This is a genomic window from Microvirga tunisiensis (assembly GCF_009296175.1).
Classification (GTDB): domain Bacteria; phylum Pseudomonadota; class Alphaproteobacteria; order Rhizobiales; family Beijerinckiaceae; genus Microvirga; species Microvirga tunisiensis.
This window is the reverse complement of sequence record NZ_VOSK01000176.1, coordinates 1-13,649: the sequence shown is the minus strand read 5'-3', so window position 1 is coordinate 13,649 and position 13,649 is coordinate 1. Positions and strand designations below refer to the sequence as shown.

Annotated in this window: 15 protein-coding genes; 8 read left to right on the top strand and 7 right to left on the bottom strand. The window is 59.6% G+C overall.

Going from position 1 to position 13,649, the window contains the following annotated elements; translation table 11 throughout:
* Nucleotides 1-202: 202 nt before the first annotated feature.
* From FS320_RS27880 to FS320_RS27870, 3 genes are all read right to left on the bottom strand, one after another.
* Nucleotides 203-436 carry a DUF6894 family protein gene (locus FS320_RS27880; RefSeq protein ID WP_152715451.1) on the bottom strand — a complete coding sequence of 78 codons (234 nt, stop codon included), beginning with the start codon at nt 434-436 and terminating at the stop codon, nt 203-205.
* Nucleotides 437-736: 300 nt separating this feature from the next.
* Entirely contained in the window at nt 737-994 is a 258-nt protein-coding gene (locus FS320_RS27875) for a WGR domain-containing protein (protein WP_152715449.1), read from the bottom strand.
* Nucleotides 995-2,591: 1,597 nt separating this feature from the next.
* Nucleotides 2,592-3,572, bottom strand: a complete 981-nt coding sequence (locus tag FS320_RS27870) for an ABC transporter substrate-binding protein (protein WP_152715447.1) — start codon at nt 3,570-3,572, stop codon at nt 2,592-2,594.
* Nucleotides 3,573-4,346: 774 nt separating this feature from the next.
* Here FS320_RS27870 and FS320_RS27865 point away from each other — a divergent pair.
* Nucleotides 4,347-6,242, top strand: a complete 1,896-nt coding sequence (locus tag FS320_RS27865) for a sensor histidine kinase (protein ID WP_152715445.1) — start codon at nt 4,347-4,349, stop codon at nt 6,240-6,242.
* A gap of 125 nt (nt 6,243-6,367) precedes the next feature.
* Here FS320_RS27865 and FS320_RS27860 read toward each other — a convergent pair whose 3' ends face one another.
* The 3 genes from FS320_RS27860 to FS320_RS27855 all read right to left on the bottom strand — a co-directional run bounded on the left by FS320_RS27860 (nt 6,368) and on the right by FS320_RS27855 (nt 7,562).
* Nucleotides 6,368-6,748, bottom strand: coding sequence for a response regulator transcription factor (locus FS320_RS27860; protein ID WP_152715443.1), 381 nt, complete (start codon nt 6,746-6,748; stop codon nt 6,368-6,370).
* 177 nt (nt 6,749-6,925) lie between these two features.
* Nucleotides 6,926-7,090: a LuxR C-terminal-related transcriptional regulator gene (locus tag FS320_RS50315; RefSeq protein ID WP_338105516.1), complete on the bottom strand. Its 165-nt coding sequence runs from the start codon at nt 7,088-7,090 to the stop codon at nt 6,926-6,928.
* Between the two features lie 34 nt (nt 7,091-7,124).
* Entirely contained in the window at nt 7,125-7,562 is a 438-nt protein-coding gene (locus tag FS320_RS27855; protein WP_338105515.1) for a response regulator transcription factor, read from the bottom strand.
* Between the two features lie 194 nt (nt 7,563-7,756).
* Here FS320_RS27855 and FS320_RS27850 point away from each other — a divergent pair, with 194 nt between their 5' ends.
* From FS320_RS27850 to FS320_RS27835, 4 genes are all read left to right on the top strand, one after another.
* Nucleotides 7,757-8,191, top strand: coding sequence for a hypothetical protein (locus FS320_RS27850; RefSeq protein WP_152715441.1), 435 nt, complete (start codon nt 7,757-7,759; stop codon nt 8,189-8,191).
* Nucleotides 8,175-9,452, top strand: a complete 1,278-nt coding sequence (locus FS320_RS27845) for an AraC family transcriptional regulator (protein WP_152715439.1) — start codon at nt 8,175-8,177, stop codon at nt 9,450-9,452. Before FS320_RS27850 ends, FS320_RS27845 begins: the two co-directional genes overlap by 17 nt.
* A gap of 779 nt (nt 9,453-10,231) precedes the next feature.
* Nucleotides 10,232-10,603 carry a PH domain-containing protein gene (locus tag FS320_RS27840; RefSeq protein WP_152715437.1) on the top strand — a complete coding sequence of 124 codons (372 nt, stop codon included), beginning with the start codon at nt 10,232-10,234 and terminating at the stop codon, nt 10,601-10,603.
* A gap of 478 nt (nt 10,604-11,081) precedes the next feature.
* Nucleotides 11,082-11,348 (top strand): hypothetical protein, encoded by a 267-nt coding sequence (locus FS320_RS27835; protein WP_152715435.1) that lies wholly within the window; start codon nt 11,082-11,084, stop codon nt 11,346-11,348.
* Nucleotides 11,349-12,032: 684 nt separating this feature from the next.
* Here the strand turns inward: FS320_RS27835 and FS320_RS46185 are convergent.
* Entirely contained in the window at nt 12,033-12,260 is a 228-nt protein-coding gene (locus FS320_RS46185; protein WP_192926354.1) for a hypothetical protein, read from the bottom strand.
* 184 nt (nt 12,261-12,444) lie between these two features.
* On the opposite strand from FS320_RS46185, the gene FS320_RS27820 reads away from it, so the two are divergent.
* From FS320_RS27820 to FS320_RS27810, 3 genes are read left to right on the top strand one after another with little or no spacing between them, the layout of a single operon-like run.
* Complete coding sequence (locus tag FS320_RS27820) at nt 12,445-12,732, top strand: hypothetical protein (RefSeq protein ID WP_152715434.1); 288 nt, start codon at nt 12,445-12,447, stop codon at nt 12,730-12,732.
* Nucleotides 12,729-13,007, top strand: a complete 279-nt coding sequence (locus FS320_RS27815) for a hypothetical protein (RefSeq protein WP_244627434.1) — start codon at nt 12,729-12,731, stop codon at nt 13,005-13,007. Before FS320_RS27820 ends, FS320_RS27815 begins: the two co-directional genes overlap by 4 nt.
* Nucleotides 13,004-13,315 carry a helix-turn-helix domain-containing protein gene (locus FS320_RS27810; protein WP_152715432.1) on the top strand — a complete coding sequence of 104 codons (312 nt, stop codon included), beginning with the start codon at nt 13,004-13,006 and terminating at the stop codon, nt 13,313-13,315. Before FS320_RS27815 ends, FS320_RS27810 begins: the two co-directional genes overlap by 4 nt.
* The last annotated feature ends 334 nt before the right edge of the window (nt 13,316-13,649 follow it).

Genomic DNA, 13,649 nt, shown 5'->3' with positions numbered 1-13,649 from the left:
CGACGACGCCGACCCGTATCGACAATCTCAACTCGATCCATAGCCGCACTGTCCTTTTTGACGTCAATAAGGACAGTCAGTGCCAAATCCGACAATTCCTACAAGGCGGCCCACCTCGGATGCGTACTTTTGTGCGCACCTCAGTGCATTCCATACTGCGCCTTCTCGGAATTTTGGCCGGCTTGCGCGCGGGAGTGGCGGTTCAATCTGAATGGACCTCAACGGAGATCGTCACGGTCAGCACCCGCCGGCGTTGCTCGTTCCTGAGTTCAATCGTGACCGCGCCGATACCGCCCTCCGGCAGCCGATATCGGCAGACCTCCGCGGCGGCCTGGATTGCCTCGTGCTCGGCGATCTCAAGGCTGTCGCACTCAAGACCCGCCTCGTCGAGGGCGAGTTCCTCCCCCTCCCGCAGGTCAAAATAAAAGCGGGGCACCGCAGCTCCCTCCCAAACTATTTCACAAGCAACTCCGGGCAGAGCGGTTCGTTCGTCAAAATGGGCGTTATGCGAGATCCATGGTCCCTCTTGCGCGAGGCGAATAAGGTATAGCCGACAGCACAGAGGGCGCGACCATGGAGGAGTGGTCCAGATGGGCGTGTGAGCAGCTTGGCTTTTCAGCCTGTCGTGAACTCTCGCCGGTGGAAATCTACCAAGGTGGCGGGTTCCTGGTGATCACCTTCTCCTTGGGGCTCCTGATTGCCTGCGCTGTGTTAAGGCGGCCCAGCCACTAGCTGTCTAAAGATCCCTATACCCCCGTCGCCGTTTCGCCCGGGCGACCGCCTCCAGCGCCAGCCCGGCCTCCTCCTCGCTGGCGTGGATCTCCACCAGCTCCTGCCCTTGGGTGCCGATCCTCCCCCAGTTGCGCACCAAGCGCACGGTCCCGAATAGATCCCGTTCAATCATGAGGGAATAGAACCTCGTGACGCCCTGCTCCGGGTCGATCCAGTGCAGGATGAGATGGTGTTTGATCGGGGACCGGAGTTCGTCAGGCAACGGGCGAGTAACCCAAGGTGGCTGCTTTTAGGGACCGCAGGAGGGTGTTAGCCTCTTCAACACAAGGCACTACATCCCGGCTAGGACCTCGCCACCTATGACCTCTCGAATGTTCTTGATGACGCACGTCTTAACCGCAGCGATTGGAACGGCTGCTTTTTGGTGGCTTGTGATGCCAGCTCATCCCTGGGAGGCCATAGCTGACGGCATTAGTGCCTCAGCCGTTGCAGGGTATGCTGAAATCATGGCCATACGATTGGGTCTGTAAAACTCTCACTTGGGTGGCAAGAGTGCTTGCCTTGCTTTGCATTTTGGGCATGGGTAAGCAATCGCGGTGGGTGACGTCATTGGTTAGTTGCCCCTGTCTTCTTTTGCAGCTTCAGCATTTGGTTCTGTCGGTCCCATGGACCGCCTCGGCTCTGCCGAATACCTTTCTTTGGTTCTCGCAGGCATAGCCGTGTCTCGAGCCTACGGGGAGACATTCAGAGTTCTTTCACGGCCGCTCGCTCAGCTTGGTCAAAGACGCCGTAATCCGAGCACGTTGAAGCCGACATACCCGCGCTGACGCATAGCTCAAGCGATGTCCTCCAGCGCTTAAGCCTGTCTCGTAAACCATCTTCTCAGAAGCTCATTGACAGTTTTCACCCCGTGTAATCGATTACACGGGGGGACAATGAACGATCACGACCGCGAACAGCAACACAAGCTCCGGAAACTGGAAGCCATTAATGCCGAATTGGCCCGGCACAAGAGGGGGGCCAGATTCGTTCTGCTCCTGGTTGTCGTCCTGAGCGCCATAATCCTCGCCATGCTGGCCCGGCATTTGCTAAGCGAGAAATAAGCGCCGGAAACCCCCTCAGGGGCACTCCATGAGGACTTATCGGAATTACGGCCTCTGCACAAACCAGTTGCGGATTGCAGCAATGGTGGCGAGCAATAATGCCCCAGCCACCACAAAGACAGCCGTTTCGACGAGAACATGGGTTGACAGGTCACCTTGAGGGACATGCTGCCGTGAACGAAGTAGGCGAAGGCTCCTGATGTAGGACAGTGTAAAGCCAGCCATCGTTTGCCTGCCTGGAGGTGCGGCGGCTCCGTTGAAACTCAGGGCCAGGTGTGGAGTGGTCGGAACGGTGCTGTTTCGGCCTCTCCTCCTGCTCAATCCGGCCAGAGGGCATGGAATAAATTTCGTCTTCAACCCTTAGCCCTTCTTGAAGGCCTCGCAATCCTTAGCCTTCGCCTAACTTCAGGCCCCTTCACATAATCTCTCGTGAGGGGCTTTTTCTTGGGCCAACACCAAGCATTGGCCAGTATTCGTGGCTGTGCTGAGGCCTATGCGGGCGGCGGTTTTACTGCATCGGAGGCACGCCGTACCATAAGCCGCCGGAAAGACTTTCCGAACACTTCCAATCGCGTTCCATACTGACAATTATCGGAATTACGGCGGCACCTCAGGCACTTACGAGAGGCCCTTCTCGATCACTACATCGGCGCGGCCGAGGAGGGTGGGCGGGACGTCGAGGCTGAGGCCGAGGGCCGTGAAAGAGGGAATCCCGGGAGCGGCGTCACTCGATCGAGGCGGAGGGTCTCCAGGAGGTCATTCGATGATTTCATCGGCACGACCCAGTATGGAGGCCGGGAATTCGAAGTTCAGCGCTTTCGCCGCCTTGAGATTGACGATCAGATTGAACTTGGTCGGTTGCTGGGTCGGCAGATCGGTCGGCTTGGCGCCCTTCAGAATTCGGCCGGTGTAATCACCAGCCAAACGGTAACCTTCCCGGATGTCGGTTCCATAGCTCATCAGACCACCAGCGAGAATGAATTCTCGATGCTCATAAATCGCCGGGATGGCGAGGCGTGTCACATGGGCAATGATCTGGTCCCGTCGGCTGTTGAAGAACGGATCATGTCCGAGAAGCAAGCCTTTCAGTTGTAGTGGAGCGAATGCGGCAAAGCCCGCGTCGATCTCGCTTTCATTGCTTGCCCAAACGACATGGATTTGTTTCGCCATGGAGCGAGCAGCCGCCTCGACATCCTTTACATCTGCCGCAGCGGCGGGATTTTTGGGGTTCGCCAGCATGCCGATCAGGCGGGGCTCGGGCAGGACTTCGTGCAAGATTTCCAGCTTCTTGACTTCGAGTTTGGATGTGAAACCGGCAGTGCCGGTCATGTTCCCGCCAGGATGACTCAGGCTCTGGACGAGGCCAAATCCGACCGGATCGTCGCTGCCAGTGAAAACGATCGGAATTGTCGACGTAGCAGCCTTGGCCGCCAAACTTGGCCGGTCGCCGCCGCTGGCCACGATAACCGATACCTTGCGGCGGACGAGATCGGCGGCAAGTGCCGGCAACTGGTCATATTGACCTCTTGCCCATCGGTACTCGATGGCGACGTTCCTGCCTTCGACGAACCCCGCTTCACGAAGGCTTTCATGATAAGCAGCAAGAAGATGGGCGAATGTGTCAGGCCCGGCTAGACTGATAAACCCAATCACCGGGATCTCTGACTGCTGCGCGGCAACACTTTTGGGCCACACGACCGCCATGCTGGACAAGATCATGAATTCACGCCGCCGCATTGATCGTCTCCGTGACCTGATGCATGAGCTGGCTAACGCTGCGATTAACACGATAGCACAAACTTGCTAATTCTACTTCCATTGAGCAGACGGCCTCGTGCATGGCATCTTCATCACGCTTGCAATTTGCATTCCATAAAGGAGAGCATGAGGTATTGTGGGGCAGCTCTGCTGCTTGGGCATCTGTCTTCACTCATGAGCCAGTAGCCGTGTCGCGGTGGCACGCCCTGAAATCCTATCAGCAGTGACTGCCCCTCGGATCCTTATGCTCTCCAATAGGGCAGGAGGCAGGTAGTTGCCCGCTGGGCGTTCACGACAGCAGGGGAGGGCAGGTCAGGAGCGAAGAGCGGACCTTCTCACGGCCAAGCTGAAGGGCTGTTCGTGACCGAGAGTGTGTCAAAACGCTGACGAGCCACATCTTGTTGGAATTTTATGTCTTGTCGGCTCGGATAGGCCGGGAATTTTCCGGTGCAGAGGCAGGAAATTGTACAAATGCTTCGTCAAGACTGGGCTTGTTTGAGTTTTGACCCAGCCTCGACCCATTGCGGAAGTTGAACCCTAGCCCAAGTCAGCCCGCCGTGCATTACTTTGGGTGATCACGGGTCGTATGGGAGGCATTTCGATGACCACCGAGCGAGTCAAACGGCGGCGGACAACGGTCTTGCGCCTGACGTGGGAGGGATGCCCCTATGGGAGCCACGAGGTAGCTACCTTGGATGCCCTCACCGGGTGGCGGGAAATCCCAGGCGGACTGAACGCGCCCATGGAGGCCGCATGGCTGCATTGTGCACATTGAGGATGAAGCGGCTGGTCAATCTGTGGAACGCCGCTGCCGTCATTCTTTTGGTCTCAATGGGCGGGTCTGCCGCTCAGCCTAAGTCTGGCGAACCTGCTGCTCAGCCGAAAACGATCCTGTTCATCGATTCGTTTGGCCCGAATTTCCAGCAGGGGATCTTATGGAGCAGGGAGATCCAGAATGAACTGAACCGACAGTCGCCTTGGTCACTAGACATTCAAGAACATGCCCTCGTCACGGCTCGGAATGGTGACGAGGCTGCTGAAGCCAAATTCGTTGAATATCTCAGGGTGCTCTATGCTCAACGACCGCCCGATTTGATTGTCACAATGGGCGGACCTGCGGCACGCTTCATCCAGCGACATAGGGCAGACCTGTATCCAACAACCCCGATGCTGCTCGCGGCAGTCGAAGTACGGCTGGTTGATCCATCCATGTTGTCCGAGCAAGATGCTGTGACTGCGGTACGGTTCGATCAGGTTGCTCCTGTCGATAACATTTTGCGGCTGTTGCCGAAGACAAAGGTCATTGCTTTCATACTCGGAAACTCCCCCGGTGAGCGATTTTGGACTGGCGAGCAGCAACGGATATTGGGTCCGCTTCTAGCGAATAAGGTTGAATTGATCTTTTGCAACGAGCGACCCTTCGAGGAGATCTTGAAGGAAGTTGCAAGGCTCCCGCCCAACAGTGCAATCTTTTTTCAGCAGATGGCGGTGGACGGCGCAGGTGCCGTCTATGGCGACAAGGAGCCATTGAAGCGCATCTCTGAGGTCGCCAACGCTCCTATTTTTACATTCGACGAGTCTTACTTTACCGGCGAGGTCGTTGGCGGCCCGATGTTCTCACCGGCCGAAGGTGCCAGACCGACTGCTGCCGTTGCCGTTCGAATATTGGAAGGAGAGAAGGCGAGCGGCATCAAGGTTCCTCCAATTGGGTTCTCGATGCCGAAATACGATTGGCGACAACTTCAGCGCTGGAATACCAGCGAGAGCCGCCTGCCACCGGGAAGCGAAATCCTGTTTCGGGAGCCAACGGCGTGGGAGCGCTATACCTGGCAGATCACGCTTGCACTCGCAGTTCTTCTCGTCCAAGCCGGGCTGATCTCGGTCCTGTTGCTCGAGCATCGGCGGCGTCGGTTGGCAGAAGTGCAGTCGCGGCAGCGTATGACCGAACTGGCCCACGTCAACCGCTTCTCGACCGCTGGCGAACTGTCCGCCTCAATCGCTCACGAGATCAATCAACCGCTTGGATCTATTCTGGCGAATGCTGAGGCGGCACAGGCGATCCTTAAATCTCCGAAGCCTGACGTCGTGGAGGTGAGCGAGATCTTGGACGATATTCTCAGCGACGATCAACGCGCCGCCGAAGTCATCCGAAGGTTGCGCAGCCTCCTAAAAAAGGCACCATTCGAACTAAAAAATTTAGACCTCAACGATCTTGCGCGGGAAACGGTCGGATTTCTTTCGGGGGTGGCTGTCGGACGAAAGGTCGAGCTTATCAGTGAGATCACATCGGAGCCGCTTCCGATCCTCGGTGACCGCGTTCAACTTCAACAGGTCATTCTGAACCTTGTCATGAACGGGATCGATGCGATGAGGGATACACCTGCCGAAAACCGCATCATCAGCATTCAGAGTTCGCGTGCCGGGAACTTTGCCGAACTCTCCGTGTCGGATCACGGGCCGGGAATTCCCGAAGACAACCTGAACGAGATCTTCGAGCCGTTCTTCACCAGCAAGGCCGAAGGCATGGGCATGGGCATGGGGCTGTCCATCGCGCGCACCATTATCGAGGCGCACGATGGGCAGATTTGGGCAGAAAACCGGGATTACGGCGGCGCCTCGTTCCGGATCAGGCTTCCTCTTATCCGATAGGTGGTGATCCATCGTGCGAGCCGTACGAAGCAGACCCGACTTCCGCCTCTGGCAGAGTGCCTTGAAATGGTCGGCGTTCAGACTGGCTGAGGCAGCGGCGAGGACGCAGGCTCGCACCGGGTGGCTCAGTGTTCCCGGTCTTTCTCGATGATTGTTTCGATCGCTTCAATCAGGCGGTCAGAAGGGAATGGCTTGTACAGAAATGCGGCGCAACCCGCTTCCAAAGCCGCCTTGTGCGTGGCCTCGCTCTCCACCGCCGTGATGAAGATGACCGGGAGCGAATGGCCTGAACGCGTCAAGTGACGCCGGAGCTCAATGCCAGACATGTGCTGCAAATGAACATCCAGCACAAGGCAGGTGGCATCGCCTAAATGCGCGCCCTCAAGAAAGCCTTCAACACTGCTGAAGACCTCGGTCTCGAATCCATGGAGCTGCAACACCCGCTGCAACGCACGGAGGATACCTGGGTCATCGTCGACAACGACGACCAAATGGCGTGTGCCCATGATTGACGATCGCATAGCCGGGCCAGTCAAAGCACTAGTGGCCTCAGAGGAGGGCAAATTCAAGATTTTCAACCGCTGTTGTTTGTCGCTCCCATTGTGCAGGATCCAGTGGCTATTGCTATTGTCCCTGAGGACAGGATCGGTTGACCAGGATCGAGGTGGCCTTAGGGCTTGGTGCTATCGACTGATCTCAGCTGGCTGCTCGGCCAGAATGCCAAGGCGCTCCGCGATCAGCACGAGCTCGGCGGCAGACGCAATTTGCAACTTGTCCATGATGTTGCTGCGATGGGCCTTGATCGTCCGCTCTGTCGCCCCGAGCTCGCGCCCGATCTCCTTGTTCATCCTTCCCCGAGCGACGCGTTCGAAAACCTGTCGCTCACGAGGCGTCAAGGCTGTCGACAAGCTTTTGCAGCGAATGGAGTTGTTCGTTCTTCTCCCGCCCTGCGCGGCTGCGGGCGATCGCCCGCTCGAGGGCAGCGATCAACTCGTCTTTCGTGACTGGCTTGGTCAGCAGATCGTCCGCACCCGCCTTCATGACCTTGACGGTGGTAGGGACGTCCGCATGCCCTGTCAGGAAGACGATGGGCAGGTGCGAGCCTAAGGCGGACAGCCGGTCCTGCAAGTCCGGCCCGCTCAGGCCGGGGATCCTGATATCGAGAAGAATGCAGCTCGGACCGGCCCCATCTGGTAGTCGCTGCAGCAGCTGTTCCGCCGAGTCGTAGGTCTCAACAGCATAGCCGGAGGCGCGCAAAAGACGCTGGATTGCGGTGCGGAACGATGCATCGTCATCAACGATGTGGACAACGGCTGACACGTGCGTCACTCCCATTCCGACCTGCTGTGCGGAAGGAACCCTATTGTCCCTGAGGACAGTGTCCTCGAGGTCAATGTGCCTCAGGACAATAGCGCAATCAATCCTGAGCATTGTAGCGTCGCACCATCAGGCATCCCTGCTGGCTTTGGGGAGCCCACCCTGGACGATGCAATCGCGGTGGACAAAGGCAACCAATGCCCATCTTCGACCACTCCGCATGGCAACCCGGCTGCGCCGAGGCCGCCCTCCTGCGAAGCGTTCTTGGCCCGGCGAACCCGAGCGTCTCGTCCTTCCAACGCCTATCGGGAGAGCTTCGCGGGCGGCAACGGCGCGCGAGTGTCAAGCGCGCCATGGTCGTTTTCGCTTTGCTCGGGCTGTTCTGCGGCTCGGCAGTCGTGATGAGCGAGAGGCCCCAGCCTCCACCTGGTGCTGCCCCGGTCTCGCCTCCTGCCGCAGCCCAAGCGCCTGTTCGAGCACACGCCAAGGCCTGGCCCGCTCTGCCGGCCTTGAGCCTCAGCGAAATGACCTATTGCCTGTGGACGGAGGACACCAGCGAAGACCCCGCTGTCCGCCGTCTGGTTGCCGAAGCCGATACCGATGCAGGAGCACTCCATGCTAGAAGTTACTGACAATCCATCGGGCCTGGGGAGCGGCCGACTGCCCTCTCAAGCGACGCCAGCCCTGCCCACGGCAGCACCGGAGCGCGCGCTGCCGGCTGGGTACGTCCAACTCGGCGTGGCCAAGGAGATTGCCCCGACCCTGCGCGCGTTCGGCCTCGATCCCGATCCGATCATCAAGGCGGCGGGGCTCGACCCGCGTCTGTTCGAGGACGGCACCAACCTGATCCCGCACCGGGCTCTGGGCCGGCTGTGCGCGTTGAGCGTGGCCCATACCCAGTGCCGGCATTTCGGTCTCTTGGTCGGCTGTCGGGCGACGATCCTGTCCCTGGGTCTGGTCGGCCGCCTGATGCTGCACTCGGAGACCTTCGGGGATGCCTTGCGCGGGCTGGTGGCCCATCTCAGTGTGCAGGATCGGGTCATCGTCCCGTCGCTCGACGTGGCCGGCGACACGGCCGTTTTCAGCCACGCCGTCTATCAGCCCGGGATGGAGAGTGCGGATCAGATCACCGACGGGGCCATCGCCTGTGCGGTCAACGCTATCCGGGCCCTGCTCGGGGCGGACTGGGCGCCGGCGGAGGTGCTGCTGCCCCGCGGCCAGCCGGTGAATATGGAGCCCTATCGGCGCCATTTCCGGGCGCCGGTCAGGTTCGATCAGGAGATGGCCGCACTGGTGTTCCCGAGCCGCTGCTTGGAGCTTCGCATCCCCGGCGCCGATCCCCTGCTGCGGGCCATGCTGGAGGAGCGGATCAAGCAACTCAAGGGCGCTCAGGGCTCCGCATTCCCGGACGACATCCGCCGGTTGCTGCGCGTGCGGCTGACGAGCGACCGTTGTTCGGCCGATGCCATCGCAGATCTGCTGACAATCCACCGTCGCACCCTGAGCCGCCGCCTGAAAGACGGTGGCGCAGGGTACAGGGACCTCTCGAACGAGATCCGGTTCGAACTTGCGCGTCAACTGCTGGGGGACACCGAGGTGCCACTCGGCCAGATTGCGGCGGCCCTCGACTATTCGGAGGCGAGCGCCTTTACGCGGGCGTTCCGGCGCTGGTCCGGCGAGACCCCGACGGCCTGGCGGGCGAGGCATCACCGCGACGGGCAGCGGAACTCACACGAGCCGCTAAGCGGGTCATCCCAACAACCCAACGACGAAGGGAGATCAGTCGATGACGAGGCGTCCGATTACGGTCAACCGAGCCAGCGTAGCCATCGTATTGCGGTACAACCTGTTCCGGCACAAGTGGCACCCGGATCTGTGTTGTTCGGTGGCTGAGCATCATCCGGTCCCGAACTTTGTCACTGGCGAGCAGTGGGACTTTGATGGCACCTGGGCAGGCCCGATGCCTCCCTCGGCTTGACTCCGGTTGCAGCCGAGCCTGGTGTGCCGCAACGGCTTTCACCTGTTCCAGATCATTAGCCCTTATGAGGGTCTGACGCTGTCCGAATATCCCGCGATGTGCGGACTGCGGCCAGTTGTGGCGAGGCGAGGAATGCGAATTGCGGCGCATGACCGACGTCGCGGGCGCCTGCTGGTCTCGTTCGTCTCCGCTGCGATGCAGTCGGCGCGGCGCGTGAGGATGGGAGATCCGCGTCGAATTTCGTGTAACGCGCAGTACGGAACGGGCGCTCACGCAGCAGATCAGGCCCAATTGAAAAGGTCATTAGCCTATGACAGCAAGGCGGGTGAACGCTTTTCCGCCAAAACCCGTCCCGTCGGTCTGTGGGGGCAATCCCAGCGCCGAACCCGCCCGCCTGCAAGGCGGCCCATCAAGAGCGCCAGCGGGTGGGTGGGCTGCCGTTTCTCTGACTGGTTCCTATCGCCAATGCCGCTAATCTAACTCGAACCAGGCGTGACCTCTAAGCTGTCACCTCTGGCCCAGACAGAGGGCCCATGGAGGCACGCAGAATAAAATTAAGGGAGGCGGGCAGGCACCTCATTGCCCAACGACCAGACGCCGGCGGACTGGGCGGGATGCCGATCTATCAATGTGTGGTTAAGCCGGTTACAACACCAATGGCTGAAGGTCCGGCAGTCGGTACGGAGGGAACACTATGGGACTGATCAACAAGATACTCGGCCAAGCAAGCGACCTCACGTCGGATCAGGCGCGGCAGGAACTCGATGGTGTTCTCCTGCCGGACGAACCTGTCGAGGTTGCGTTCAAGGTCGTTCGAGACCTGTTCGTCTTCACCGATCGGCGCCTCATCCTTGTCGATAAACAGAGCCTCACTGGCCGCAAGGTCGAATACCTCATCATTCCCTACCGAGCCATCACCACTTACTCGATCGAGAATGCCGGGACCTTCGACATGGACTCGGACCTTAAGATTTGGATCTCAGGCCGGGCCGAGCCAATCCAAAAGGTGCTCAAAAGCGGTGCAAACATCCGTGGCATCCAAGCGGCAATCGCGTCGGCTTTATAACGGCGCCAATTGGATTGCCCGATTCCGTTGTCTCTTCCGCGCTGCATCCTCTGGTTGACCGAGGCGATCTGGTCGTGCCTGAACCACGTATCTGGCTTGGGGTATCTCATCCTGACCGTCACCGGCGGGGTGGCCCAAAGTGTCAGGACTTTGTCTGCTTTGATCAAGCACGAACGTTGGGTCGGCGTAGATTAGCCAAAGCCTGATCATGAAGAATGCCATGAGATTGAAGGCTGGTGTGGCATGGTCTGAGCTTGCCGCACTGAAGGGAATCTCGCCGCGTCTTGCCGATGAGAATCCATGGGGACGCGTCGGGTCGGCATTGTATCCATGGAGCTGATCATCGGCTCTGCGAGGAGCGGCTCATCTTGGGATGGAAGCCATTCGTCAGGTTCGGTAAAGCGTCAATCAACGTTCGTGCTGCGATCGAAGATCCTTACAAGGTTTCTGCTGGACCACCGAGATTGGAGTTATGGATATGAGCGAACTCATCACTTCGGACTTGATCTCTCGTCGGCGTGCTCTTTCTCTCGTGGGGTGGGCGGCTGTACTGGGCCTCGCGGCGCCCGCCGCGGTCCTGACGGCGTCACACGCTGGGGCCCAGACGCCAGTGCCAGTGACACCACCACCCGCCACTGGCACCCCTGGCATGCAGCGCCGCAAGGCGCGCCGGACCGGACGCGACGAGCGACGCGATGAGCGGCGGACCGGACGCACGGAGCGACGCGAGGAGCGCCGTGACTGAGCGAGACGGCCTATCTTAAAGAGCATTCGATTCGACTCTCTGCGAAACAAGTCGGCGTGAACCGAAGTGCCCGACCTGGTCCAGAGACGAACTGAACCGTGAGGCGACCGGACAGAAGGAGGCACCCCCTAAAGGGGGGTGGGGCCCATTCTGTTCGTCTGCCCGCAGTCCACCACGCGGACAGGTCCGGACGTTTGTCCGATGTCCGTTGTGCATCTCTGTGACGTGGTGCACGGATCAGCTCGTGAACGCACTGAGCCCGCCCCATGTCTTGCCTCAAGCCGTACGGACGGACTTCGGGCGTCCAAGCTCAAGCATGCGGTTGAGGGCATGAACGGCGATGGCCATCTCGGTTCGGCGGCGTTGTTCCGTCCGCGAACGCAAGGCGTTCCCAATCACTCGTTTAAGCCGGCTGCTGGATGCCTCCACCAGGGCTCGTCGAGTGTACCCGAACCTCGTCTGCCAGCCCATGCATCCATGCTCTGCAATGCTTTGGAGATGCCGTTCGCGCCCGGTTGGAGCGCTCTCTGCCATGCCGCTCAGCACCGCCGTTGATCGTGGTGGAGCGATCACGTCAGCATCAGGATGGCGCTCGGCGACGGTGTCATAGATGCGAGCCTGACCGTAGGCGGTTCCGTTGCAAACCCTGACGTAGGTCAAGCGAAGGCCGGACGAGGGCTCAGGTTAGGCCGCAACGCTGAAGAGAGCCGCAATGAAATCACTCTGAGCCTTCATGTCGCTCGCTGGTGCGATCGCCACCTGGCCCTGGCGGATCATCACCATGACCTTGTAGCCCGCAATCGTCTGGGTGGCAGTCCGGAAGCTCTTGGGAGAGCAAAAGTTTTCGTGGGGTAGCCCTAATTGACGGCCAGGTAAACGTGTTGAGATGGCGGGCTCCTGAAACTGATCCATAATTTGGTGCCCCACAAATCTGTATGCTCTGTCTTATGGGAGATTTACGAAAGGAAAGCGGCTTTCCTCCATTGGCCTTTGAGCCCAACCCAAAGCTAAATCTGCCTTGGACCGACTGTTGCCGGGCATGCGGCAGAGCCGAGGCGGGGGAGACAAGGGCAAAGTAGTTTCTGAAGGGGCAACGATGAACCGAGAACAACAAGCCGCGCGGATCCAGAAGATCGTCAACACCATCGCCGAGCGAGCGGTCACCGTGCCGCCTGAGATCCGTCCGGCCTACATCCGAAAGGAAGTTGCCAAGGTGCGGGAGGCCTTCCGCCAGACCTATGGGGCTGATGCACGACTGGCCGCGTACGCCATGGAGTTCGTCGATGCAATGGCTGGGTGGATCGAGGCTCGTATTCACGCATTGGAGACAGTGGCAGTCGGCAAGACCGAGGCGGATGTGGGCCGTCCGGAGTTAGAGTCTTGAACCGGGAACGCACCATCATGGACAACTGGTATCCGGTCAGGCTGGCCCCGCGTGACGGAACCCCTGTGATCCTCTGGATAGAAGACCAAGAGGCGCCGCCGAGCTATCCGGTGACGGTCGGCGCCTGGGAGCACGACGACATCACAGGGCGGAGCCACTGGCGCGTCTTCGGGGCTCGTTACGGCACGCACACCTACTTCGATCGTCAGATCGTCGGCTGGCGGCCGCTGCCGCGCGGTTTGCCGAGCCGAGGCGGATGGGGGAAGGGCAGATGAAAACAAGAAACAGGCCAACCCGGCTGGATCCGCGCACCCTGCCGGCTCTTGCCCATCGGATGAAGCTGCTGCGCCTCACGACGGGACTGTCCGCGACCGACTTCGCGCGCGAGAACGGCATGGGGCGTGCTATGTGGCACAATATCGAAACCGGGTTCTCCCGTATCGGGATCGATGCGGCCATGACGCTGTGCGACACGTACCACATCACACTCGATTGGATTTATCGCGGTCACGACGCCATGCTTCCCCATGGTCTCGCCAAGTGCCGGCAAGAGGTGGACCAAACAACAGAGCCTGATGCCTGACGCCCTCCGGTCTCGATCAATCACTCTCTGGTGCTGCACCGGATCGACCTGGAGCAGGGTATTCGCCGCTTCTACTCTCTCATAATTGAGCGGGATCTCTTCGGCACCGTGCGCCTGATGCGCAACTAGCCGTTCTTATGCATGGGAAGGTTGATGAAGGCTGGCGAGTGTAGCTTAAGCACTTGAAGCAGCGTAGGATTTGGTTGTTGAGACTAATCCCTGCCACCAATTGCCCTGTGCCACACTCGCCATGCCGGACGATACACCTGCCACCTTCCCGTTTCCAGCCGTTGGCCGCAAGAAGATCACCGCTGCTTTCGACGGTGGGCGCCTG

Excerpts from the sequence above, each read along its gene's own strand:
- FS320_RS27865 (WP_152715445.1), top strand. The coding sequence starts at position 4,347 with ATGGCTGCATTGTGCACATTGAGGATGAAGCGGCTGGTCAATCTGTGG.
- FS320_RS27820 (WP_152715434.1), top strand. The coding sequence starts at position 12,445 with ATGAACCGAGAACAACAAGCCGCGCGGATCCAGAAGATCGTCAACACC.
- FS320_RS27860 (WP_152715443.1), bottom strand. The coding sequence starts at position 6,748 with ATGGGCACACGCCATTTGGTCGTCGTTGTCGACGATGACCCAGGTATC.
- FS320_RS27840 (WP_152715437.1), top strand. The coding sequence starts at position 10,232 with ATGGGACTGATCAACAAGATACTCGGCCAAGCAAGCGACCTCACGTCG.
- FS320_RS27845 (WP_152715439.1), top strand. The coding sequence starts at position 8,175 with ATGCTAGAAGTTACTGACAATCCATCGGGCCTGGGGAGCGGCCGACTG.
- FS320_RS46185 (WP_192926354.1), bottom strand. The coding sequence starts at position 12,260 with ATGGATCAGTTTCAGGAGCCCGCCATCTCAACACGTTTACCTGGCCGT.
- FS320_RS27810 (WP_152715432.1), top strand. The coding sequence starts at position 13,004 with ATGAAAACAAGAAACAGGCCAACCCGGCTGGATCCGCGCACCCTGCCG.
- FS320_RS27870 (WP_152715447.1), bottom strand. The coding sequence starts at position 3,572 with ATGCGGCGGCGTGAATTCATGATCTTGTCCAGCATGGCGGTCGTGTGG.
- FS320_RS27835 (WP_152715435.1), top strand. The coding sequence starts at position 11,082 with ATGAGCGAACTCATCACTTCGGACTTGATCTCTCGTCGGCGTGCTCTT.
- FS320_RS27850 (WP_152715441.1), top strand. The coding sequence starts at position 7,757 with ATGCCCATCTTCGACCACTCCGCATGGCAACCCGGCTGCGCCGAGGCC.
- FS320_RS50315 (WP_338105516.1), bottom strand. The coding sequence starts at position 7,090 with ATGAACAAGGAGATCGGGCGCGAGCTCGGGGCGACAGAGCGGACGATC.